Annotated in this window: 18 protein-coding genes; 12 read left to right on the top strand and 6 right to left on the bottom strand. The window is 51.9% G+C overall.

What is annotated here, in order from left to right:
• The first annotated feature begins 487 nt into the window (after positions 1–487).
• Positions 488–835 (top strand): HNH nuclease YajD, encoded by a 348-nt coding sequence (yajD, locus tag ACK13D_RS17435; protein WP_003850685.1) that lies wholly within the window; start codon positions 488–490, stop codon positions 833–835.
• 173 nt (positions 836–1,008) lie between these two features.
• Here the strand turns inward: yajD and ACK13D_RS17430 are convergent, their stop codons facing one another.
• Entirely contained in the window at positions 1,009–1,539 is a 531-nt protein-coding gene (locus ACK13D_RS17430) for a cyclophilin-like fold protein (protein ID WP_418796956.1), read from the bottom strand.
• Positions 1,540–1,806: 267 nt separating this feature from the next.
• Between ACK13D_RS17430 and ACK13D_RS17425 the strand changes: the two genes are divergently transcribed.
• The 3 genes from ACK13D_RS17425 (at position 1,807) to ACK13D_RS17415 (ending at position 6,365) form a co-directional block, all read left to right on the top strand.
• Positions 1,807–4,134, top strand: coding sequence for an FdhF/YdeP family oxidoreductase (locus ACK13D_RS17425; protein ID WP_033759920.1), 2,328 nt, complete (start codon positions 1,807–1,809; stop codon positions 4,132–4,134).
• 237 nt (positions 4,135–4,371) lie between these two features.
• Positions 4,372–5,487 (top strand): metallophosphoesterase, encoded by a 1,116-nt coding sequence (locus tag ACK13D_RS17420; RefSeq protein ID WP_187501759.1) that lies wholly within the window; start codon positions 4,372–4,374, stop codon positions 5,485–5,487.
• A gap of 77 nt (positions 5,488–5,564) precedes the next feature.
• Positions 5,565–6,365 carry an MBL fold metallo-hydrolase gene (locus ACK13D_RS17415; protein ID WP_010256989.1) on the top strand — a complete coding sequence of 267 codons (801 nt, stop codon included), beginning with the start codon at positions 5,565–5,567 and terminating at the stop codon, positions 6,363–6,365.
• A 55-nt stretch (positions 6,366–6,420) separates the two neighbouring features.
• On the opposite strand, the gene ACK13D_RS17410 is transcribed toward ACK13D_RS17415, so the two are convergent.
• Both ACK13D_RS17410 and ACK13D_RS17405 read right to left on the bottom strand, forming a co-directional pair.
• Positions 6,421–8,346, bottom strand: coding sequence for a methyl-accepting chemotaxis protein (locus ACK13D_RS17410; RefSeq protein ID WP_010256986.1), 1,926 nt, complete (start codon positions 8,344–8,346; stop codon positions 6,421–6,423).
• Positions 8,347–8,948: 602 nt separating this feature from the next.
• Positions 8,949–10,607, bottom strand: coding sequence for a methyl-accepting chemotaxis protein (locus ACK13D_RS17405; protein ID WP_010256982.1), 1,659 nt, complete (start codon positions 10,605–10,607; stop codon positions 8,949–8,951).
• A gap of 650 nt (positions 10,608–11,257) precedes the next feature.
• On the opposite strand from ACK13D_RS17405, the gene ACK13D_RS17400 reads away from it, so the two are divergent.
• Positions 11,258–11,587 carry a hypothetical protein gene (locus ACK13D_RS17400; protein ID WP_010256979.1) on the top strand — a complete coding sequence of 110 codons (330 nt, stop codon included), beginning with the start codon at positions 11,258–11,260 and terminating at the stop codon, positions 11,585–11,587.
• Positions 11,588–11,662: 75 nt separating this feature from the next.
• On the opposite strand, the gene ACK13D_RS17395 is transcribed toward ACK13D_RS17400, so the two are convergent.
• Positions 11,663–11,896, bottom strand: coding sequence for a hypothetical protein (locus tag ACK13D_RS17395; RefSeq protein WP_022624240.1), 234 nt, complete (start codon positions 11,894–11,896; stop codon positions 11,663–11,665).
• A 959-nt stretch (positions 11,897–12,855) separates the two neighbouring features.
• On the opposite strand from ACK13D_RS17395, the gene ACK13D_RS17390 reads away from it, so the two are divergent.
• From ACK13D_RS17390 to ACK13D_RS17380, 3 genes are all read left to right on the top strand, one after another.
• Complete coding sequence (locus ACK13D_RS17390; protein WP_022624239.1) at positions 12,856–14,073, top strand: diguanylate phosphodiesterase; 1,218 nt, start codon at positions 12,856–12,858, stop codon at positions 14,071–14,073.
• Positions 14,074–14,244: 171 nt separating this feature from the next.
• Positions 14,245–14,454, top strand: coding sequence for a CsbD family protein (locus ACK13D_RS17385; RefSeq protein ID WP_010256969.1), 210 nt, complete (start codon positions 14,245–14,247; stop codon positions 14,452–14,454).
• 195 nt (positions 14,455–14,649) lie between these two features.
• Positions 14,650–15,414 (top strand): MerR family transcriptional regulator, encoded by a 765-nt coding sequence (locus ACK13D_RS17380; protein WP_010256962.1) that lies wholly within the window; start codon positions 14,650–14,652, stop codon positions 15,412–15,414.
• Between the two features lie 73 nt (positions 15,415–15,487).
• Here the strand turns inward: ACK13D_RS17380 and ACK13D_RS17375 are convergent, their stop codons facing one another.
• Both ACK13D_RS17375 and ACK13D_RS17370 read right to left on the bottom strand, forming a co-directional pair.
• Complete coding sequence (locus ACK13D_RS17375; RefSeq protein ID WP_010671953.1) at positions 15,488–15,976, bottom strand: Hsp20 family protein; 489 nt, start codon at positions 15,974–15,976, stop codon at positions 15,488–15,490.
• Positions 15,977–16,151: 175 nt separating this feature from the next.
• Positions 16,152–16,391, bottom strand: coding sequence for a hypothetical protein (locus ACK13D_RS17370; protein WP_022624236.1), 240 nt, complete (start codon positions 16,389–16,391; stop codon positions 16,152–16,154).
• Positions 16,392–16,759: 368 nt separating this feature from the next.
• Here ACK13D_RS17370 and ACK13D_RS17365 point away from each other — a divergent pair, with 368 nt between their 5' ends.
• The 4 genes from ACK13D_RS17365 (at position 16,760) to ACK13D_RS17350 (ending at position 21,138) form a co-directional block, all read left to right on the top strand.
• Positions 16,760–16,984 carry a DUF3606 domain-containing protein gene (locus tag ACK13D_RS17365; RefSeq protein WP_010256955.1) on the top strand — a complete coding sequence of 75 codons (225 nt, stop codon included), beginning with the start codon at positions 16,760–16,762 and terminating at the stop codon, positions 16,982–16,984.
• Between the two features lie 520 nt (positions 16,985–17,504).
• Positions 17,505–19,289, top strand: coding sequence for a GGDEF and EAL domain-containing protein (locus ACK13D_RS17360; protein WP_010256951.1), 1,785 nt, complete (start codon positions 17,505–17,507; stop codon positions 19,287–19,289).
• A 200-nt stretch (positions 19,290–19,489) separates the two neighbouring features.
• Positions 19,490–19,699: a YdgH/BhsA/McbA-like domain containing protein gene (locus ACK13D_RS17355; protein WP_022624235.1), complete on the top strand. Its 210-nt coding sequence runs from the start codon at positions 19,490–19,492 to the stop codon at positions 19,697–19,699.
• A 251-nt stretch (positions 19,700–19,950) separates the two neighbouring features.
• A complete protein-coding gene (locus tag ACK13D_RS17350; RefSeq protein WP_418796953.1) occupies positions 19,951–21,138 on the top strand; it encodes a diguanylate phosphodiesterase in 1,188 nt (395 codons plus the stop codon).
• The last annotated feature ends 626 nt before the right edge of the window (positions 21,139–21,764 follow it).

Below are 21,764 nucleotides of genomic sequence, written 5' to 3'. Positions count from 1 at the left end.
CTTCGTTTCGCTTATCGCCTCTGCCCTCTATTTACTGGCCTTCCTGCCTAAACTCCGCACCCGTCGTGAACCCATAGCCTACTGGGATGCTGGACTTATCTAGGTGCTAACGCCATTTTCTGGGCCGTTTATGGTGTCATGCATTACATTTGATATCATTTTTTAAGCAAAGCGGTAAACAGGGATGTTTTGGGCGCTATCCTGCTGATTAATTGGGTTAGCGTGAGCGGGAACGTAGAGATATATCATTTTTGAGTTTTCATCACAGCGACATGATTTTGTGCCTTCTCACAGGCCCGGCAGTTATTCAGGATTGCGAGACGTGCTGGAAAAATCCTATAAGGCGGCTACGCTGATTTTCAGCTAACCCTCTGGATTTTAAAGCCTCCCGTCCCGAGGAACACGATGATTTCTTCTTCTGTTCCGTTATGGGATATATTGGCATCACTATCGTGAAATTTTCTCTTCATAACAGGTTATCCCGGCAATGGCTTTGATCCCTAAAAACTACACGCGGCTGGAAAGCGGCTACCGTGAGAAAGCACTTAAAATCTATCCGTGGGTGTGTGGACGCTGCTCACGCGAGTTTGTTTATTCAAACCTGCGCGAACTGACGGTTCACCATATCGATCACGACCACACTAACAACCCGGAAGATGGCAGTAACTGGGAGTTGTTGTGTCTCTATTGTCATGACCACGAGCACTCAAAGTACACCGAGGCTGACCAGTATGGCACCCGTGTAGTGGCTGGCGAGGACGCACAAAAAGATGTTGGTGAGGCCACCTACAATCCCTTTGCTGACCTGAAGTCGATGCTGAATAAGAAGAAGTAATGGCTGAACTGTCAGGCTGGCCGACCTGCCTGACAGTGTCGCTTCCCGAAGAGAATCACAATGTCTGGCCGCGGCCAGAACATAACGTAGTCCGTCATGCCAGATGCCACCCTGGCCAGACTCAGCGCGATATGAATCCTTTACCAGCCGGTTATTTCAGATTTTGATATCAGTTATGGCCGGGAGAACCGTACGTCAATCCCCCCCTCACCGACACGCTTTTTGAGGCTATCTGTCGACAGCACCTTTCCTATTGGCGTGTAGCTATAGGAGGTCTGGAATGTCTCGTAAAAAAGAACCAGCGTCTTATTGCCATACAGCATCACATCGCCCTGCTGGATCGTGCCGGGTTTATGCGGATCGCTATTAAGAGCAGCAGGCAGGTCTGCAAACTTCTCATTGCCGTTCAGCTCCTCCATCGTCATGGTCAGCGGGAGTTGCTGTACAAATGCTTCCGCGGTGGCGTTATCCGCCAGCGCAATCTCATACGACTGATGGTTGATCGTCATAATAATCTTCATGGGACGCAGCTCTCCTGCCCGAACCGGGCCACTGGCTTTAGCGGGTATCAGACTATAGGTGGAAAGTAAGATCAGAAAAAGTAAGGCTCTTTTCATAAGGTTGCTCTCCGAATTATGGCGCATCTGTTCAGACATGGAGTGCGTTACTGCGATCGCCGTCCAGCCCTGAATAAACTGGCTCACTTACCCGCCGTTATCTGATGGTAAAGATTTATCCTTCACCCTTTCGCTGCATCATCACCCTGTCGGCGGAACTCGCGCGCCGCTTATTCTGCAACAGTCCGGATGCGCTGCGCTTCATCTGATGTGCTGAACTGATTTGCGGCTTACGTTTCGGACTGTCGAAACATTTTGAGAAATAATTTCCCTGAATAACAGCCAGTTTCCACGTTGTTGCAACTATTTCTGTACCAGGCTTAACAAATAACAACAGAGACAATGTGGAGCATTATGAAAGAGCAAAATCGCACAAATGGCATCGCTCCTTATGGGGGTGCTGCCGGAGGCTGGGGCGCATTGAAGGCGGTTGCCGATGCTATCCGCGGCCAGATGTCTGTGAAACAGGATGTGATCGCCCTGTTTAAAGTCAACCAGCCGCAGGGCTTTGACTGTCCGGGCTGCGCCTGGCCCGACCCGCAACATGCCTCATCCTTTGAGTTCTGCGAAAACGGCGCAAAAGCCGTCTCCTGGGAAGCCACCAGCAAACGCACTACACCGGAATTTTTTGCCGCTCATACCGTGACTGAACTGTGGGAGCGCAGCGCACTGCATCTGGAGGGCGAAGGCCGCCTGACCCATCCGATGAAGTACGATGCCGCTACAGATACCTATCAGCCCATCGAATGGGAGACGGCATTCCGGGAGATTGGAGAACATCTGCGCAGCTACGACGATCCGGACAGCGTAGAGTTTTATACCTCGGGACGCGCCTCCAATGAAGCGGCGTTTCTGTGGCAACTCTTCGCCCGCGAATATGGCACCAATAACTTCCCCGACTGCTCAAACATGTGCCATGAACCGACCAGTGTCGGGCTGCCGGAGTCAATTGGCGTCGGCAAAGGGACGGTAGAGCTGGAAGATTTTGATCACTGCGACCTGGTGCTCTGTATCGGCCACAATCCAGGTACTAACCATCCGCGCATGCTGGGCACGCTACGGGAAGTGTCGAAACGCGGTGCCACTATTGTGGCGATCAACCCGCTGCGTGAACGTGGCCTGGAGCGCTTTACTTCGCCGCAGAGCCCGATTGAAATGCTGTCAATGAGCTCCACTGAGCTGGCATCGACCTACTACAAGGTCAGGGTTGGCGGTGACGCAGCGATGTTGAAAGGGGTGATGAAGATCCTGCTCACTATGCACGAGGAGGCGCAGAGCAAAGGCGAACCCGGCGTCATTGATGAAGCATTTATTACTGAGCACACTGAAGGCTTTGACGCCCTGAAAGCCGACCTGGAAAGCACAGACTGGGAGCATATCCTGAAAGTCTCGGGCATGGCGCGTGAGGAAATCCAGCATATCGCCCGGCTCTACGCCAGCGCTGAACGTACCATCATCTGTTATGGCATGGGAATTACTCAGCACCAGTACGGCACTCAGAACGTGCAGCAAATCGCTAACCTGCTGCTGATGCGCGGCAATATCGGCAAGCCGGGTGCAGGTATCTGTCCGTTACGCGGTCACTCCAATGTGCAGGGCGATCGCACAGTGGGCATCACAGAGATCCCGCCGCAGTCGCTGCTGGATGGCATAGAGAGGGTGTTTGGTTTCCGCCCGCCGCAGAAGCATGGTCACGGCGCCATTGAGGCAATAAAGGCGATGCGCGACGGCAAAGCCAAAGCGTTGCTGTGTCTGGGCGGCAACCTGGCGGAAGCGATTTCCGATCCACAGGTCACGTTCCCGGCGATGCGCAATCTTGATCTGGTGGTGCATATGGCGACCAAACTGAACCGCTCGCACCTGTTACTGGGTAAACATAATTATCTGCTGCCGGTGCTGGGCCGAACAGAGACCGATGTTCAGGCAACCGGCGCGCAGAGCGTCACCGTGGAAGATTCGATGTCGATGGTGCATGCCTCACGCGGTTCGCTGGATCCCGCCTCACCCCATCTTAAGTCTGAACCGGCGCTGGTCGCCTCACTGGCGAAGGCAACGCTGCCGGACAGCGTGGTTGACTGGTCGGCCATGGCAGCCGATTACAGCCGCATCCGCGATGCCATTGAAGCGGTGTTCCCGGCGTTTGAAAACTTCAATGAGAGGATTAAGCATCCGGGCGGTTTCCGGCTCTATAATGCCGCCTCAGAACGGGTCTGGCTGACGCCATCTGGCCGTGCTCAGTTTAAAGTGATGCAGGGCATCAATGAAGATCCCCGATCACTGAAGTGCCATGATCTGGTGCTCACTACCTTGCGCAGTCACGATCAATACAACACCACGCTTTACGGGCTGAATGACCGCTATCGTGGCGTGACAGGCCGCCGCGATGTGCTGTTTATCAATGCAGAAGAGGCGGAGAAGCGACAGTTACGGGTCGGTGACCGTGTCGATCTGATGGCGCTGGACCCGGATGGCAATCCCACCTCGCGCCAGATGAAAAACCTGACCATCGTGATTATTGATATGGCCCCAGGTTCGGTGGGCGCTTACTACCCGGAGGCCAATGTGATGGTTCCGCTCGACAGCCACGATACCAAAAGCGGCATTCCCGCCTATAAAAGCATTCCGATATCCATGAAACGTGTAACTGACGAGACCCGGACGACCTCAGGCGTTTTACGCTAGTCAGGCGTCTCAATACGTGAATGTTGCCAGCGTGGCCGGTGCTCCGGTCACGCTGTTCTCATTGTTGCGCCCTGAAGTTTTATCGATCCTCTCTGCCTGCTTTACCGCCTGTAAAGCACCCGACGTGTAGCAAGCCTGACGGTAACATCATATACACTACAGTCCTGAAAACGGCTCTATAAACGATCGACTCTTTTTTGCCTGCGCAGATGTTCAGCGCCCTACCGGAAAAATGCCATGTTTCACCTGATTTTCAGCTTACCCAGCTGGTATGTAATTGCGCGCGTCATTATTCCTTTGTCCCTGCCACTGGCTATAAAGATCCTGCTCTCCGCTCTGGTGCTGCTGGCGTCACAATATCTTCTGGTGAGCCGTTTTACCTCGGGCGGGATCTTCTCCGCTGAAATGCCCCGCATCATCATCATTCTGTTTAACTGGGCGTACAGCACCGTGCTGCTGCTGGCGCTGCTTCAGATGCTGATGGATGCGGTCATGCTGATTGCCCTGCTGTTGCGTCATCCGCTGGAGCTGGTTCCCGGTGTTCGCTATCTGGCCGTTGTGCTGGCGATGGGGCTGGCTGCCTTTGGCGTTCAGCAGGCGATACGCGTGCCGCCGGTCAAAGAGGTGACCCTTACACTGCCCAACCTGCCCGCTGAATTCGATGGCTATCAGCTGCTGCAGCTGACCGACCTGCATATCACCCGGTTGTTTAATGCGGGCTGGACCGCCGCAATGGTTGAACGGGCAATGTCTCTCAAAGCCGATCTGATTGTGGTCACGGGCGATGTGATCGATGGCAGCCTGGCGCATCGACGGCAGGACGTTGCGCCGCTGCGCGGGCTGGCAGCGCCTGACGGCGTATGGGCTATCACCGGCAACCACGAATATTTCTTCCATCAGGCAATCTGGACGGCGCATCTGGCCTCTCTGGGTCTGCAACCTCTGCTCAACAGCCATACCGTGATCCAGCGCGGAACCGCAAAGCTGGTGATTGCCGGCCTGCCGGACGCCTCCGCACCCGGCAGAAACGCGGTCGGCCCGGATCTGGCCCGCGCGCTGGAACAGGCACCTGAAAACGCGCCGGTAATCCTGCTGGATCACCAGCCACGCAATGCACGCCAGAACGCAGCGCAGGGCGTGGATGTGCAGCTCTCAGGACATACACATGGCGGCCTGATTATCGGGCTGGACAGGCTGTTTGCTAAACCCAACGCCGGGTTTGTTTCCGGGCTTTATCAGGTCGGCGGAATGCAGCTCTATGTGAATAACGGCACGGCACTCTGGCCAGGCATGGCGGTGAGGCTGGGTCGTCCCTCAGAACTCACCCGGATTACCCTTCGCCGCCAGCCGTAATCGCGTAACGAAATGGCCTCAGGAAAGTGCGGTTTTCGCAGGTGTGCATAAGATTGAGTGAGACAAAGGAGATCACCATGACGATGTTATGTACCGCCTGCGGAACGGCTTATCCCGCTCATTCCACTCATCAGCACTGTAAAATCTGTGATGATGAACGCCAGTACGTTCCAGCCGCCGGTCAGCGCTGGCTCGCGTTTGATGAACTGCGCGCCAGCCACGCCAATAAGTGGACGGCTCACAGCGATGCGCTGTTAAGTCTTAAAACCGTGCCTGAGTTTGCCATTAACCAGCGCGCTTTTCTGCTGCGCACGCCGCATGGCAACGTACTGTGGGACTGCATTGCCAACCTTGATGATGCCACCTACACGTTGATCGCGGCGCTGGGCGGCATTGATGCTATCGCGATTTCACATCCGCACTACTACACCACCATGCAGGAGTGGGCTGAAGCGTTTAATGCGCCCATTCATCTGCACGCCCGCGATCGTCAATGGATTGTGCGGAAGAGTCCGCATATCCAGTTATGGCAGGGCGAGTCGCTGACGCTGATGCCCTCTGTGACGCTGTTACGGCTGGGCGGTCATTTTCCCGGCGGCAGCGTGCTGCACTGGGACGAAGGTGATGGGATGATTCTGGCGGGTGATATTATCCAGGTCACGCCGGGTGCGCATGGCGTGTCGTTTATGTGGAGCTACCCGAATATGCTGCCGCTGTCAGCCGCTACGGTAGGCGACATACTGCATCGGCTCTCCGGCGTGACATTCGGGCAACTGTATGGCGCGTTTGAAGGGCAGGATATCCATCAGCAGGCAAAAGAGAAGGTGATGCGGTCGGGAGAGAAGTATCTGGCCTGTCTGCAGGATCATCAGGCATAGCGCGGAATAAATGCTGAGAAGAGAACAGCCGCCCAAAGGCGGCTGTTTAACACCATTATGCAGTCTGGAACACCGCAACCATCGTACGTAACTGCCCTGCGCGCGCGGCGAGCTCATCAGCTGAGGAGGCCGACTCTTCAACCAGCACGGCGTTCTGCTGCGTCACCTGATCCATCTGGTTCACCGCAATATTGACCTGCGAGATACCACTGCTCTGCTCTTCGGATGAAGAAGTGATGTCGCGCATCAGCTGAGAGGTCTGTTCAATGGCGCTGACGCTCTGTTTCACCTTATCGCCTGCGTTCTGCGCCATGGCGATCCCTTCCTGCGCGTGGCCGACTGACTGCTCAATCAGACCCTTGATCTCTTTAGCTGCACTGGCTGAACGTTGTGCCAGTGCCCGCACTTCCGACGCGACGACCGCAAAACCTTTACCCTGCTCACCGGCGCGTGCCGCTTCAACGGCCGCATTCAGTGCCAGAATGTTGGTCTGGAAGGCGATACTGTCGATCACCGAGGTAATCTCTTCAATTTTACCTGAGCTGCCACGAATTTTGTGCATGGTCTCCATCACCGAATCCATTGCTGCACCACTGGAGAGTGCAGCCTGCGTGGCAGATTCTGCACGGGCAGAGGCAAAGCGCGTGTTATCCGCGTTCTGCTGAATGATTGCCGCCAGCTGCTCCATGCTGGCAGCCGTTTCAGCCAGTGAAGCCGCCTGTTGCTCGGTGCGCGACGACAGATCGCCATTGCCACGGGCAATCTCTTCTGAGGAGTTGGCGATGGTAGCCGCGTTACCTTTGATATCCGACACCAGTTGAGCAAGACGCTGCTGCATCCGCATCAGTGCATTCAGCAGCTCAGCCATCTCATTGCTGCCGGAAACGTTCAGCTGTGCCGTCAGATCGCCCGCCGCGACGCGGCTGGCAACTTCGACCGCTTCTTTAACCGGCCGGGTAACAGAACGGGTGATCATCACGGCCAGCAGAATGGCCAGCAGCGCGACGGCAAACAGACCTGCCAGTAACAGATATTGCGCATAGCGGCGTTCCTGGATCTGCGTCTGCATCATTCCTTCCAGACGATGGCTGGTTTGTTCACCCAGCTCGCCGTAACGGTTAATCGCCTGGGTAAAGATCCGTACATAGTCAACCGGCGTCACGCTGGCGTGACCGCTGACAAAGACACTATCAGCCAGATTCAGCGCACTCAGCGCCTGCTGGTTCGCATCCTGTGCCAGATTGCCAAAGGTGGTTTTAAGATCTGGCTCAATGGAAAATACTTTATCCATGTTGCCGCTAAACTGTCTCAGCGCCGTTTTGCCATAATCAAGCTGAAATGCCATGCGGCTGCGATCGGCATCCGACACATTCCCACCCGCAATCAGCGACGTGCCGCTAGCACGAATCTGTCCCAGCGTTTCAGTCAGTTGCGGCAGACGACTAAAGATACTGACAATCAGCTGGTAGGTATTCAGATCGGCATCCAGCGATAGCTGATAAAAATCAAGTACATCCTGGTTCGTATCGAGTAGCACCTGAATCAGCTGAGCATGTCGCGTCAGGCTGGTTGCCAGGGTCAGTTTGCCCGCGTTAATATCGTTCTGCAGCTGGCTCCACTCCTGATTAACCCGCTCCAGCCGCTTCAGCGGCTGCGCCTGCTCATTATTCTGACGTAATTCGTCAGCAATCGTCTGAGATAAGCGATTAACCTCACTGACCAACGCCATACGTGGCGCGTTATCTGGCTTGTTCAGCGAGATAGCGATCGCGCTTTCCGCACGGTGCCGCTGCAGCAAGTTCAGCAACTTGAGCACCTTTCTTTCGACCGGTATACCGGTCAGTTCCACATTCTTTGTATCAATAAGCTGGTTGCCCGTCTGAATAAACAGAAAGGTGGGTAAAATAAACAGCACCAGCGCAAAGGATCCGAGTAACAGGAATTTCGCTGGCAAATTAATCCGGTCGAGTATTTTTTTCATTCTTTTCCGCTCTGATGTGTGAGACGTGCAGGTGTGTAGCGCACGAAATAGCTTTCGTAATATTATTTTTACCGTTTCTTTGACATAGCCAGAGATGCCTCATGCAGCACAATGTAGCTATGAAGAAAGGAGTTTCGTAAAAAAATCAGAAGTACATATAACACGGAAGGGAGTATAGATTGCGCTGCGTTATTTTACAGTGAATAAAATGACAATATTTACTTCAATATCTGCCTAAGCCAAACTTAAAAAAATACCTTACAAATCATAAAATTGAAATAAAAACACCTGGCAAAAAGCATTAAGCAACGAGCCTGACTTCAGCGTTATTGTTTTGAAGATAAATAAATTCAAGTTACATCATGAATAGCCGATAACTGACATCCTGCCTGTATCTGACTCATTATCACCAGACTATCAAAACAAATATCTACGCCCGGCAAATTCCAATTTAAACCTTATAACCCTAAAGAGTTATTTGCGATTTTAAAATGAAATCGATTTCATATTATATTTATTTCAGGAAAAGCCGCTTTATTTATTTTGATTTAAGATAAAAAAAGCCCCCACATTGTGGAGGCCCTTAAGTTACTGCTCAACTATTAAAAACTTTCCCAGTTCGCCTTAGTCAGGTCGATGGTCTGGTGCTCAGGCTGCTTTGTGTGTAATACCGGACGCCGTACTGCAGCGGTCTGCTGCGACTGTACTGCACGGTTATCGCTTTCCAGCTTAAAGGTCGCCACCAGCCCCGACAGCGTTTCTGCCTGCTCCTGCAGCGACTTAGAGGCGGATGAGGCCTCTTCCACCAGCGAGGCGTTCTGTTGCGTCACTTCATCCATCTGGCCAATGGCCTGATGAACCTGTTCAATGCCTTTACTCTGCTCAGAGGTAGCCGCCGCAATCTCATTGACCAGATCGGCCACCTGCTGAATCGCCTGACGGACATTTTCACTGTTAGATCCAACGCCGCTGGCCTGCTCTAAACCGTGCTCGACCTGTGAAACCGATGTTGAGATAAGATCCTTAATTTCACGGGCGGCAGAAGAGGAGCGCTGCGCCAGATTGCGCACTTCAGAGGCAACAACGGCGAAGCCGCGACCATGCTCGCCTGCACGCGCTGCCTCGACTGCCGCATTCAGCGCCAGAATATTGGTCTGAAACGCGATGCCTTCAATCAGTCCGGTAATTTCAGAGATTTTGGCAGAGCTGGCGCGGATTTCATCCATGGTGCTGAGCATCTGCTTCACCGCCGTCCCATTCTGGATTGACATGTGATTCGCGTTATTTGCCAGGCTGCTGGCCTGTTGCGCACCTTCTGAGTTCTGTCGCACCGTTTCGCTCAGTGTCGCCATGCTGGCTGAGGTTTGCTCCAGTGAAGCCGCCTGTTCTTCCGTGCGTGCAGAGAGATCTTCGTTGCCCGCCGCTATCTGCGTTGATCCGGTACTCACCGATTGCGCGGCGTGACTGACGGAGAGCAGCGTGCCGGAAACGCGCGCCAGCAGCTGATTAAATGCCATCGCCGTTTTGCCGATCTCATCCTTACTGCGGACCTCCGCGGTATGAGTCAGGTCGAGGGTATGACTCACCTGCGTCATGGTATTGACCATGCCTGAGAGGCTCTTTTTGATGCCGAGAATCACCTTAGTGGAGAAACCGGCCAGTATCAGAATAAGCAGCAGCGATCCGCCAGACATCGCCCACAGGGTCTGGCTATAAACGCGCTTGTTCTCCGCCCTGAGCTGTTCGCCAATATCGATATTCAGCTGAATCTGACGAGTGAAATCCGCTTCCATCTTACGGGATGCGGCACCAATACCGCCCTCACTCTGCAATAACGGCAGCGTGACCGCATCATTATGGGCGCGTGACGCGGCAAGAAATGCCGGCAATGCGCTGCGGACCGCATCCAGATTTTTATAGGCCTGTTCCGTCATCGCTTTGTCTTCATCGTTCGAGATGTCGTTAGCCATGTAGTAATCATTGAGCGACTTAATCTGCGTAAGCAGATTCTCAATGCGCTCTTCCGCAGCAGGGAATTTTGCCGCATCGCTGGTGCTGTGGTGGCGATAAAGCGCAATACCCAACTGATTGGTCACGCTGATCGATTTATTGAGATCGCGAATGCTGGGTATTGCGTTCATCTGTACATATTCAAAGCGGGATTGAAAGCCCGAAATTACTGATAAAGAGATAATCACCAGCGCAATCAGTGACATTGCAAGCAGTGAGAAAATCAATACCAGACGTTGTGTAATAGTCATACTTGCCCCCGGCAAAAAAAGAATAATCTGGACATAATTTAAAGTTGGATCGTTCTTATCGGCTCTTGTCTGCAGGGCTTTAATTAAGCATGGCGAATATATTTTTTTATTTTTCCTTGCGAATGGTACAGAGTGAACTAGCCAGAACACTACTCTGCCATTTATTCATTTTTATTTTGACACACCTTTTTACATCTCATCATCTGAGATAAATTTGCCACATCTCCTGTCAGAAGATTTCCACTGCCGGATGGTCACAATGAAGCGGAAGCAGCCATTCATTTGGATCTGATAATTAGCCCGCTAATTCAACAGCGATGCTGATGATAATTGTTAAGGAGAAGGCGATTTAAATTCGTGGGATACCGTCGCAGACGCAGCAAAGGCAGGGCTTGTAAAGCTGAAGAGCTGAAGAGCTGAAGGGGTGAAAAACCAGCATGACAGTCTGTCATCAGATTTTCTGATAAGAGGATGACTGGCTACCTGTCAGATAACAGGCGACGGTGGGAGATTTTAGCCTTTTGTGTCAGGGCCAGATTAAATCAGTGAAATCGCTGGCGGAATGCTGAATCTGGTCTATGCTCACTGGCCCGACCAGGCTTTAGTCTGTTGGGTAGCAATAACGCTTAAAATAAAAAAAGGTAGTCGTCATGGATTTAGCCACATTTGAAACCAGAACCGGTCTTTGGCCACACATGCAGTTTACGGATGTTGAATATGAAGTGTGCAGCGCAGGTGTAGAGATCTATGCCATTGATGTCAGTCGTCAGACCAAGAGCAAGCTATTTATCTGTCGTGTCACCAACGAGCAGCAGGCAGCGTCGCTAACGGCACAGTTCAAAGAGTGGTTGCCGAAGTTAAAGCTTAAAAAACGCAAAGTCGCATTGAATCTGGCGCGCATGGCGTGCGAGAAGAGCTTCCCCGCGAATCCTAAATTCCAGGATCGGTCTGACATGCGTCGGAACACATCCAGGCTCTGATGCCTGCTTCAGCCTGTATCTGTTACAGCAGTCAGGCTGAAACCCTTTCTTATCCTGTCTGCGCTGCGGCACGTTTTAATCACGCGCCGCAGGCACACGGAACAGTCGACATTCTCCAGGCTCAATTGAGATATCACTGAAAGTCGTGATATGCATCTCGATCCAGGTATTCGCGGCCCGAAGCGTGTGAGGTGATTTGCGTTGTTCCAGTTCAGCCACAAAATCCCGGGTACTCACTGTGCACTGACCGGTATCATCCCGCCTCATCGCTTCTCTGAATGCTGACCAGACCTCATCATCCTGTGACATCTCTACCCCACACCGGCTCTCAATCGATAATATGCTGTATATATAAACAGTACAATTATTCGCTTTAAGGGTCAAGTCTGCTCTGTTTACCAGTCTCAGATCGCTAAGCAATGGCTTAATTGTGGCCATTTATAGCAGAAGCAGCAGCCGAAACAGGACTTTAATCCTAATCTTAGAAATCGTTTTCATATCTGATTAAGGTATTGATTTAAATAGCCATTGAATATTGTTAGCTTTTTAATTGTTTGATATCTAATTAAAAAAAGAGTTAACCGTAGCGGCATAAACATCGTTTTTGCCCTATCTTTGAATGGCTCTGTAATGAAATCCACTTCTTTTACAGAGCGATCTGACTCCTACCCTTGCCCCCTTTTACAGGGGGCACTTTTTTCAGATAAGGCAGATATCAACATCTGATTGTCTCTGCAGACCGACAACGTTCATGCGTTGCTGACTACTGTGCTGATGACGTTAAGGGAGTGTCTGGAAAAGTGGTTGATTTGTAACCTGATAATTCATTGGTTGTGCTGACATCGCCTGAAGCCTGAAACAGTGGATTGAATCTCAAAACAATTTTCCGAAATAGCAAATAAACGGATTTTTTACCCGCTTAAAAGCCTCGCCAGAATGACGTGGTAAGGAGAATAAAAAGTGCGTAATAATCTGGCAATATCAGATTGACCAGCGCCTCACCAGGGATGCTGTAACGTTATAATAATGCGCTATATCTGCTGTTCGCCCCCGATTTTATGGGGGTTTTTCTTTTCCCTTCATTTCTATGCCCGGTTATTGCCGCACTGCGATCTGATGTCCTGATTGTCGAATCCTTTAGTACTACCTGAATCTACGATTAAATTAATGCTGCAAATATAACGGCATAATGGTCGTAGTTGTGCCCTTAACCAGCAATATTTCTGTGATATGTTTAATCAGTAACTTTCTGCCACGTGAGTCTGATTATGCTCTCCACCCTTATTTACCGTAGCCAGCTTGCGGGTTCTGTCTCGCCAGAGAGATTGAAAGCGCTGGTGGAGCGCGCCAGTATCAAAAATGCTGAGGCTGAAGTCACCGGGATACTGCTCTATGACGGACAGCACTTTTTTCAGGTGCTGGAGGGTAGCGTCGACAACGTTCACACGGTTTTCCAGCGTATCAGTCAGGATGAGCGGCATTTTAACCTGATTGAGCTGATGCGGGATTACGCCCCTGCGCGTCGCTTCGGTCATGCCGGTATGGCCTTATTTGATTTACGTGATTATCAGAAACACACCGTAGTGGATGCCCTGCTTAAGCGGGTCACCCTGAGTGATGAACGGATCAGAGATGACCGGGTGGTGAAGTTCCTGCGTTCTTTCGTCGAGGGGCGGGATAAAGAGACGTTTATCAAAATTGATCCTGCCAGTCAGTGGACGCTGACAACACCCGTCACCTCCGAATCTCAGCCAGCCTGGCAACCGGCACCGGGTCAGCGTTGTGAATTTGCGCTACAGCCTATTGTGGATACAGCAAATCGCCGGATTGTCTCCTGTGAAGCCTTGATACGTGGCCAGCACGGCACATCGCCCGCTGATTACTTTTCGCAGTTGCCAGAAAGCGAGCGCTATCAGGGCGATCTGCACTCTAAAACCTACGCTTTCCAGCTGGCCAGACATCTGGGGTTGCGCGAGCAGACGCTCTCCGTCAACCTGCTGCCCATGTCGCTGGTGGTAATCGATAATGCTGTTGAACATCTTATCCAGCAGATCAGGCAGCAGGGATTGCGACCAGAGCAGGTGGTGGTTGAGGTGACCGAAGATGAGATCATCTCGCGCTTCGACGCATTCCAGTTTGCTGTCCAGCAGCTGAAAGCGGCCGGGATCAGCCTGGCGCTCGACGATTTTGGCGCCGGTTTCGCTGGCCTGTCGCTGTTAGCAGATTTCCAGCCCGACAAAGTGAAAATCGATCGCAAGCTGATCACCGATATCCACCGCAGTGGCCCGCGTCAGGCGATTGTGATGGCCATCATTAAATGCTGTCAGGCACTGGAAATTACGGTTATTGCGGAAGGGGTTGAAAAAATTGAAGAGTGGCTCTGGCTGGAAGGTGCCGGGGTACGCTATTACCAGGGCTTTCTGTTTGCCCGTCCAGCCCTCAATGCCCTGCCTGCAGTAAGCTGGCCAGCACGACGCCCGGAATAGACCCCGCCGTGATAATCCCCTTTCCTTCCCTTTTGCCCATAATTTGATGCGGCTCACACCGCTTCGCTGCAAAAGGCAAAAGCTGTGCCATGCTTGATTCATCTGACAGCCTTCAGGCAATACAGATATTCATCAGGTCACTGGATAACAACCGGAAATGGGAGAGTCACCATGAACGAAGATCGCATTGGCGGTAACTGGAAGCAGTTCAAAGGTAAAGTTAAGGAAAAATGGGGTGATCTTACGGATGATGATATGACCGTTGTAGAAGGGAAGCGCGATCAGCTGGTCGGTAAAATTCAGGAACGCTACGGCTACGAGAAAGATCGTGCCGAAAAAGAAGTGAAAGAGTGGGAAGATTCCAACAAGTACCACTGGTAACGTGTGCTTAATCGCCGGGCGTCTCTGCGTCCGGCATCTGCCCTGTACCCCTGTTTAATCCCCCGCACCCACTGCCATCTCAGCACACGATACACCGGCAGATTTTGGAAATGATTGTTTCTTTATTTATTCCTGACGCGCATACTGCGTCATCTTCCCTGTTCATGGGATCTCAATGCCTTTCGGATATCAATTATGCCCCAGCACTCTACCGACACCGTATGTGGTCTCGTCGGTGTTCTTCCTGAAACTCTGCGCCGCTGGCGCCGTGCCGGGCTAATAACGCCGCCTGGCCCTGCTGGTTACTCAGATAATCAGCTTACGCGTGCGCTCTGTGTGCGTGAAATGACCTCAGGGGGCCATACGCTCTTTGATATCCATACTGCATTTAACTGGCCCAGCGTTGCGCTGCCTGGCGGCTGGGCCTGTCGGGAAGAGGATATGTTGCATCTGCTGGCGCATAATACGGACGCAGATGTTGATCGCGAACTACAGATGATGAATACCGACTATTGTGGTGATGATTATGTTAATCGCTACCTGCGGCCGCTCAACCTCTGGCTGCGCACTGACCTCAGCGAAGGTGCGGCGCGGCGCCAGCAGCGCTTTCATTCAGCGGTAGTCAGTCAGTGGGAGCGCCTGGCGCTGGCCTCACAACGACGCAGCACCGTGCCGCTGTTTCTTGAAGCAGTCAGTGTCACAGATGAAACCGAGATCTGGATGGAAGCGATACGGCTTAACGGACAGGGCTTTCGGGTTGAAGTTGCAGCAGATGCGTCAGGTATCCCCGCCGTGGCGCAACGCCGCTTTGAGCATCATCTGATGTGGTGTGGTGATGGTATCAGTGCATCGATGAAGGCTGCATTTCACTCCAGTCTTGAGGCGGGTGAACCGATCATGCTGACCGGAACGAATACCGGCTTACCGTCGCAAATCAGCCTTATGGCAGCCAGCGCCTGAACTCTTTTGACTTTCTTACCTGCCAGTGAATAAAAAGGCGGAAACAGCCTGTGCCGTTTCCGCCCTGTTCATGTTACTGATGTTCAAGAGTTCGCTGACCGCCGATCGCAATCGGGATACGGCGCGGTTTCTCGCTCTCCGGTATTTCCTGGATCAGATCAATGCTAAGCAGACCCTCCGCCAGGCTGGCTCCGGTGACCTTCATGTGCTCTGGAATGGAAAAACTCAGCTGGAAATCGTGTCGGGAAATGCCGCGGTGGATCCAGCTGGTGTTCTCTTCCCGCGCCTCGCCAGACGCTTCCTGTGACGGTTTCTCTCTGTGACCGGCCACTGAAAGCCGTCCGCCTCGTAACTCGATCTCCAGTTCATGCTCTTTCCAGCCAGGTACACTGACGGTCAACGCATAGCGATTATCCTCTACCCGCTGCAGATCGTAAGCGGGAACCGACGTTACCGGGCTGTCGCCAGTAAGCTGACTGAACAATTTATCGATGCGGTTAAAGCGGTCTGAAAAGACAGAATCAGCCAGCGAAGGGAACACTGAAAATTGTTGTACTGACATGGTGATAATCTCCTGAACAGGTTCATCCAAAAGTTCATCTGATCGGACTCATATTTCCGATCATCTCCATAAATAGGGATCAGTAGTCAGTTTTCAAGTCGTTAAATATAATTTTTTTACCGTTATCAGACAGCCGGTTACCACAGAAGTAAATTTCAGGGTATTAACGCAGCCGTTACTTTTTGCTCTGAGGTGCAAGAGCAAAATGGGGATGACAGCCAGCCAGCAATAACAGCAACTCATATTCTCCCTGACTTAATAGTGTCGGGTTACCTGCGGCTTCTTTGGTTTGCCAGACGCGCAGGCTAAGGTCAAAACGCTCAGCAGCGCTCTGCTGTGAGAGCCCGGCGGCAAGACGAAGTTCACGCACATTACTCTGGACGACCACAGGCGGCCTGGGGGGACGATTCACCAAACAAAGACTCCTTCAACATGATTAAACCGCAAAGGCACAGTGCTTCGCCATCAATAAAAGCGAAGCGACCTGAGAGCGGCCATAACGAAAAGACCACAGAATAATTGACTATTTTAAATAAATGTCAAATTTCAGGTTTAAAAATCATGCATGCTTTTTTATAAGCGAAGCGGCATATTTCGCCCTGACGGAGACTTTTCTATTTCCATAGAGTGCTTTATTCCTCCTGCCAGGAATTATCCTGTTATTTGCCTTAAGGGCCATTCAGGGATTAATCCGCTACCTCAATCTTCCTTTTTTCATCAGGATAGAGGTATAGCCTGAGAGTCATGTTCAGGCTGCATCATTGAAAAAGAGGAGGATAATGAATGAAAAATCCTATCCAGCGTCGCTCGCCCGACGATCTGTCGCAGGTGGAAATTCGTGAACAGTGGCAAATCACCTACTGGACCCAGGAACTGAGGACAACACAGGAAAGGCTGACACGCGCGATCCGCGAGCGAGGGCCGCGGACCGAACAGGTTCGTGACTGGCTGGAGCAAAACCCGCCGCCACGTCGTCCGACACAATTCACACACGGCATGAAAGGTTAAACTGATTACTGTCTGAAGCGACACGTTACTGGCAGTCTTGCGGTGGATTGACCTATAGCAGTCAGGAGTACACTGACAGGTCATATCTGCCGGTCTTCATTTTTTCAGGCTTTTACCTGTATTTTTAATAGGTTATCTTCCTGAGCAACCAGCGGATAGCGATCCGTCTCTGGCTGCAGACCTGTTTAATTGTAAAACTGACTTAGAAATAACATTAACCACCCTGAATGCTTATTCATCTCCTGACGGAAAATAAACATTAACAACCGTAAAAACCCTCTCCTGGCTATATAAAATGTACAAATGTAAATAATCAGGCGCATCTTCGATTAAATTTTCGAATCGTAACAACCCCTTTAATGCGTTAAAGAAAATATTAAGAGACACCCGCTGCATAGTCCCTTATTATCAAGTTGAAAATAAAAAATCACGCCATAATTCCTGCCGCCCGAATCACATTTCGCTCCGGACAGTTTTCTTTTTTCGCTCCGTAATCAGCCGGTGCGGGGGTTCTACACACATGTTAAACAATTTAAACGGCGACAATGAGCGCCGCAGCCGCGCCTTACAGGCGTTGCGCGACCCTGATGAAAGCCGCGATGAAGTTCTCCGGAAGTTTGTCCGGTTAGCCAGTCAGGCCCTGGGTATCCCGGGCAGCTTTATATCGGTGCTGGATGATGAGTTCCAGACCGTTCGGGCATCACACAATTTTGAACTGCAACGCTCAACGCGTGCGGATTCACTTTGTCGACACGTGGTTGATAGCGACAGTGCGGTGATCGTCCCTGATACTTATTACGATGCGCGTTTTGTCACGCATCCCCTGATCACTGGCTCACCCTTTATCCGCTTTTATGTCGGTGTGCCACTGAAAACACGCGATGGTATTATTCTGGGCACACTATGTGTGACCGACACCGAACCGCATGCGTTTCCCAGTGACCAGGTGACGACCTTAACGCTGCTCTCTACGCTGGTAATGTCTTTTCTTGAAGCCTGGCACTCGGCGGGTTTTACCGATCCGGTGACCGGGCTACCTAACCGTCAGCGCCTGATACGTGATTTGCAATATCTTGCCGTTGCCGGCGATACCACGCCACGCCGTCTGGTTCTGATTGATTGCATCGATATGTCGCGTGCTTATGAACTGGCCCGCACCATGGGAATGAGCCCGGTTGAGAGCCTGCTGAAAGATATGGCCACTCTGCTGCCGCTGCGCCTGCGGCCGGCGGTTGGGGAGATGATCTATACGGTGGCCACCGGCCGCTTTGCTATCCTGACCCGAGCGGATAGCCGACTCAGTGCCGCGTGGGTAGCCGGTCGTCTGGAAGGTATCAGTGCGGACATGGATGAAGGTCTGTCGGTCGCGCTGACTCCCCATACCGGTGAGGCTGACTTTGTCGCTGGCAGCATGCCAGCATCTGAAATATTAGGCCGTGCGGTCAGTGCGTTGCATGAAGCGGTCGGCCGCGGACTGCCCTCTCAGCGCTTTGACGCTGAGGCTGAAACGCAGCGTTCAGAAGATTTCCTGCTGATGACCGATCTTAAAACGGCATTACGCGAGAACACCGGGCTGTATATGGTCTATCAGCCGAAAATTTGCCTGCAAAGTGGTAAACCCGTGGGTCTGGAAGCGCTTATCCGCTGGCAACATCCCAGCCGGGGCGAGCTTTCACCTGCCGCCTTTATCCCGCTGGCTGAGCAGACCGATCTGCTCTCTGTGCTGACAGCCTGGATTATCGATCGGGCGGTTGAGCGCCTTAGCCGGCTGAGGAATAACTGCATCCAGCTGCCGCTAACGATAAACGTCAGCGTACGTGACTTTGCGCGCGAGGGGTTCGCTTCAGCGCTGGAAAGTAAGATGGTCAAATCTAAGCTCCCAACCTCTCTGCTGGGAATCGAATGTCTGGAAACCGAACGTATCCTTGAAAGCCCGACCGCCCTGCGCGGGCTGGAGATGCTCAGAGCACGAGGATTCACTATTTCACTCGATGATTTCGGTTCCGGCTACAGCAATATCAGTTATCTGCGTCGCATGCCGCTTGATGTGATTAAGCTGGATCGTTCCCTGATCAGTGAGCTTTCCTCTGACACGGCTTCACGCATCATTGCACGCAGCATCATCGCCATGCTTAAAGAGCTGGACTATACCGTGGTGGCAGAAGGGGTTGAGTGTCCGGATGCAGTAACATCCCTGACCGAGTATGGCTGCGATCAGGCTCAGGGCTATTTCTATTCGAAACCGTTGAACGAAGAAGCATTGGATCACTGGCTGCACTGGAAGCTGCGTGGCGAGTGTCATTAAAACTGGAGCTGACGCAATCTGATATCAGATTGCGTTTTCAGCGATCTGAACGATCTCTAATATCCCCCATGATAATAATTCAAAATATTTGATCAACATCAGCAAAAGTTAGCTATATCAGTCTGGCGAGATCGCGCCTATCATTCATTCCATCGAGGCAAAACGCCTCTCTCTGACTGAAATACGCTAAGGAATTGACCATGAACTCCATCAAAACTTTCGTTGCTGTTACTGCACTTTCTCTGATTTCATTCGGTAGTTTTGCCCAGACTATTACCGCTACCGCGTCTACCCTGGATGCTGCTGAAGCGAAAGTCGCCGCACAGGCCAAAGATGCAGGTGCATCCTATAAAATTACCGGCGCACGCGTTGATAATCGAGCTTATGTCTCTGCTGAACTGATCAAATAACATTTACCCCTTCAATACGATGAGGCTGCCATTACGGCGGCCTTTTTTATTATGCAGTAAGCATAAGTTCGTCTGCTCAGGTTCAGCGTCTCTGATCCCATTACGATTGTTGGAACCGTGCCCCACAATTTGCCGTTTCGCTTATTGTCACCTGCCGTGGTGCAGTCTGTGCGACAGTGAATAAGGAGAGATGAAACATTTTTTGAACAATGCTAGCGTGTGCGCAACAATCTTATAAAACGGAGCTGCACATGCTGACTACCATAATATACCGCAGCCATATTTCAGATGACTTCCCCATCAGAACCCTGCCCGCGATGGTCGACAACGCCAGCAAAATAAATGCGGCTCACGACGTGACCGGCATCTTATTATTTAACGGTACCCATTTTTTTCAATTACTTGAGGGTCCGGAAGCGGGCATTCAGGCAGTCTATCAGAGAATTTGTGCAGATCGACGGCACCACAATGTGGTGGAGCTGATGCGCGACTATGCGCCTTACCGCCGCTTTGGTAATGCGGGCATGGCACTCTTTGACCTGCGTGAACACGATCGCTCATCGCTCCTGCAGGCCGTGCTGGATAAAGGGACGTCAAAATATCGTCTGACCTATGATGATCGGGCACTGCAATTCCTGCGCACGTTTGTAGAGTCTCGTGAGAAAGAGAACTACTACGAGGTCCTCCCGCCGGGTTACTGGGAGTTTATTTCTGAGCACAATGATGTGCCGGACTCCCGTCCGGAGACAGAAGGCGTCAGCTTTCGCCCGGTGGTGGATCCCCTCGCTCGTCAGGTCACAGCGATTGAAGCGACCACTCTGCGACCTGCTCCCGCCGACGACATCTCAGGCGATCAGCTTTATGTTAACGATCTGGAAACCGTGAAAAAGACGTTTGCCCATGCTGGCCTGGTCTGCCCGGACGGTATGACACTGTACGTCAGCCTGCTGCCTATGACGCTTGTAGTGATACCCAATGCCGTCGATCATATTGTGGCCGCTATTCAGCAGGCGGGACTGGTTCCTGAGCAGGTTGTAGTTGGCGTAAGTGAAACCGCAGTGATCTCGCAGCTGGAAGCGTTCTCTGAAGCCGTACGCGCGCTAAAAGCGGTCGGAATCAGTCTGTCGATCGACAATTTTGGTGACGGCTCTGCGGGATTGTCCTTGCTGACTCACATTCAGCCCGACCGCATTCGTATTGATGCCGGTATCACCCGCGATGTTCATCGCAGTGGGCCAAAGCAGGCGGTGGTTCAGGCGATTATTAAATGCTGTTCCGCGCTGGAAATTACCGTCATCGCAGCAGGGATCGTACAGGCAGAAGAGTGGATGTGGCTGGAGGCTGCAGGTGTGAGCAACTTCCAGGGCACGCTGTTCGCAGCCGCAGGGCGCTATGAAGCACAATCCGTTGCCTGGCCGGAATACCGGGAGGCGATGTAACACTCTCTGTCCCAATGGTGATAAAGCGGTACGTCAGCGCGAGGCCGCTTTCTTCACCGATGTCCTGCAGAGCAGTATCAAAGCCGCAGCGGCCCCGCTAAACACCTCCCCTCCCCCGCGCCCCCATCGGACCCGTTCTTGTGACAGGGATAACGGCAGCGCCTTCCTGATGGTTCTGGCCATACCTTAATCTCTGTACTCATTCTGGCTTAGCTCTATTTGATAACCACTGTAGCGAGTAAAGTTACCTGTTTAACTCTTCCAGTAAGCAAATCAGTGGCGGATCCTTTTTAGGATCGAACTTCATCGCCTATCCACTGTAGCGAGTAAAGTAACGATATTCAGGGTTCGGAAACCACTGTAGCGAGTAAGCAGAGCAAGTAAATCGTCATCCGTCCTTCTAAATTGCAGCGCGAAGGCGCATTAGCCTTTGTTTCAGGTACTCCAGGTACGGTTTCATTCAGTCATAACCACTATAGCGAGTAAAAAACCGATCTCCCTCTCAACAATGAATTTTGACCCTTGATTGCAGAATCCGCCCTGTGTGGGTCCTCGCAAAGGTGCTTTTATGAATGCAGCTAAGCTCTTTAACTGCAAAAATCTGAAGCACGGCACACCGTTTAACG

The organism is Pantoea sp. K16 (assembly GCF_048452805.1).
GTDB lineage: Bacteria > Pseudomonadota > Gammaproteobacteria > Enterobacterales > Enterobacteriaceae > Pantoea > Pantoea agglomerans.
Note: the sequence above shows the minus strand (reverse complement) of the source record. Positions and strands in the feature narration are given on the sequence as shown.